Below are 565 nucleotides of genomic sequence, written 5' to 3' on the forward strand. Positions count from 1 at the left end.
GTCCGCTTTGGGTCGATTCTGTTGAAAAAGTCGGTTCAGCGGCGAGCGAGCCCGTCAGATGTGCCTGCTGTCGAAGTGGCTGGCAGCCACTTCGAGTTGCTTTTCGGCGCTTCGCTGAGCTTCCTTGCTCAGGTCTAAGGGTTAATTTGAGGGTTTCTGCTCTCCGCAGGCGTACCTATCCCGTGATCGGTGGCCCGTGAGGCATGAGCTTGGCCATACGTCGCAGGTTTTGCACGGTCGCGGCCAGGGTGAATTCGTCAGCCGCACCCGTCAGGCCACGTAGTCGTAAACGGTCGAGTTTCATGATCCGTTTGAGGTGGGCGAAAAGCATCTCCACCTTCTTCCGTTCGCAGCGAGAGACGAGGTATTCCGGCGTCTTGGCGATGCGTCGTGCCACATCGCGGGCAGCCTCATGGATGCTGCGGACGATCTTCCGGTTCGGCGTGTTGGGGCAGCACTTCGCTTTCAACGGACAGGTGGCGCAGTCGGTTTGGCTGGATCGGTAGATGATGGTGTTGGCCTTGGTCACCCGCGATCTCTGCTGGGTAAAGGTGCGCCACTCACT

General features: G+C 59.1%; 1 protein-coding gene. It reads right to left on the reverse strand.

Annotation, left to right across the window (positions count from 1 at the left end):
* Positions 1-175 precede the first annotated feature (175 nt).
* Positions 176-565, reverse strand: a 390-nt coding sequence (locus C167_RS31940) for a transposase (RefSeq protein ID WP_017516258.1), incomplete at its 5' end; no start/stop codon positions are given.

Source organism: Pseudomonas nitroreducens TX1 (assembly GCF_000313755.1).
Taxonomy (GTDB): Bacteria; Pseudomonadota; Gammaproteobacteria; order Pseudomonadales; family Pseudomonadaceae; genus Pseudomonas; species Pseudomonas nitroreducens_A.